Origin of the sequence: Geobacillus sp. ZGt-1 (assembly GCF_001026865.1) — a bacterium.
Taxonomy (GTDB): domain Bacteria; phylum Bacillota; class Bacilli; order Bacillales; family Anoxybacillaceae; genus Geobacillus; species Geobacillus thermoleovorans.
The window spans coordinates 75,180-76,904 of record NZ_LDPD01000028.1 but is presented as its reverse complement, the minus strand read 5'-3'; the positions used below and the strand labels follow the sequence as shown (position 1 = coordinate 76,904).

Below are 1,725 nucleotides of genomic sequence, written 5' to 3'. Positions count from 1 at the left end.
ATAGCAGTTGATTTCGCTGTTTAAAAACAAGCTGCGCCGATCGAAATTTGCTGTGCCGACGTCGCACCACTCCTCATCGATGACGAGCGTTTTTGCATGGTAAAATCCTTGGTAAAAGCGGTAAATGCGCGCGCCGGCTTTCAAGAGTCGATAAAAGTACGGATAGGCAGCCTCTTTGACAAATAAATGGTCCGCCTTCAGCGGCACAAGGACGGTCACACGCACCCCGCGCCGAAGCGCTTGCATGAGCTCGTTAAACAGCGGCCGGCTTGGGATGAAGTATGGGCTGCCGATCATAATTTCTTTTTTCGCCTGGCGGATGACCTCGATAAACTGTTCTTCAAGGGCAGCGCCGTTGGTGGCGACGAGCTGATGGCGAATGGCGCCGGCCGAAAGCGGCGGGAAGTAGCGATGTTTGTCAGGCACCGTCCGGCCCGTTGCTTCTTCCCAGTCGTGCAAAAACTGTTCTTGCAAGTCGTGAACCCCTTCGCCGTTCACTTTTAAGTGGTAATCGCGCCATTCGCCGAAGTTGGCGTCTTTTCCGTTGTATTCACGGCCGATGTTAAAGCCGCCGATGTAGCCGACCCGACCGTCGATGACCGTAATTTTCCGATGGTTGCGGCGGTTGAGGCGGTAAATGAAAAACGGAAAGCGCGGCTTTCGGGCATAGGCGAACTCCACCCCGCTTTCCTCGAGCGAACGGATGAGCGCTTTCGGCAGTCCAAAGCTGCCGATCCAATCGGTCAACACTCGCACTTTCACGCCGGCAGCTGCTTTTTCCTTTAAAATCTGGAAAAATGGCGCGCTCGTTTCGTCATTTTTTATAATGTAAAACAAGACGTGAATATGATCGCGGGCGCGGCCTAGTTCAGCGAAGTAATCAGAAAATAAATGCCTGCCGTTGATATAGAGGGAAATATCGCTTCTCCGCTCCGGGTAGACGACTTTTTTGCGCCCATTGCGGAAGATGAACTGTCCAAGCTTGTCATCAAGATAAACGAGCAGCAATACGATGGCAATGACGGAAATGACGACCATATCTTCTCCTCCTATGTCGATTCGGTATTTATTAATGTGCCCGAGAACGCGCAAAACGTTTCAAATTGCATCTACCGTGAACATACCCAAACTCCAAATGAATAAAATTTCCATATTGATGAATTTTTTTCGTCATGGGAGTCTATAGAGGGCTGAACAAATCGATGATTCCCCCGCGACCGCTCCGTTGCAAAGGGAAAGTTTTCGCGGCTGGGATGAAAAAAAGGCTATTGACTGAATGCTCATTCATTTGTACAATAGACATAAAGCGAATTCTGAAAATTTCTTTTGTTATGGCAACACATTCGCTCGAAAAACGGGGGAAGGGGAGAGAAGATGAATGCCTTGTTGGTGGTGAACTGGCTCGCGTTTTTGCTTGTAACCGCTTACGCAATTTACTTGTTTGCATATGTCGTAAAAACGCGGGCGATGTACATCAAACTCGGCAAAAAATTCGAGTTTGACCACAAAGTAAAAGAGCGGCTGCGAAACATCTGGGTCAACGTGTTCGGCCAGAAAAAGCTGCTCAAGGACAAAAAAAGCGGACTGATCCACGTCGTCTTTTTCTATGGCTTTATTCTCGTCCAATTTGGCGCGATTGATTTCATCATCAAAGGGCTTGCGCCGGGGGCGCATTTGCCGCTTGGGCCGCTGTATGCGGGATTTACGTTTTTCCAAGAAATCGTC

At 49.2% G+C, this 1,725-nt stretch carries 1 protein-coding gene and 1 pseudogene; one reads left to right on the top strand and one right to left on the bottom strand.

Translation table 11 applies throughout. The features are described 5' to 3' along the window. On the bottom strand, positions 1 to 1,038 hold a 1,038-nt coding region (cls, locus tag VU18_RS14815; protein ID WP_236687426.1), incomplete at its 3' end, for a cardiolipin synthase. Between the two features lie 336 nt (positions 1,039 to 1,374). On the opposite strand from cls, the pseudogene VU18_RS20775 reads away from it, so the two are divergent. Beyond that, a pseudogene (locus VU18_RS20775) lies at positions 1,375 to 1,725 on the top strand (hypothetical protein); the annotation flags it as partial.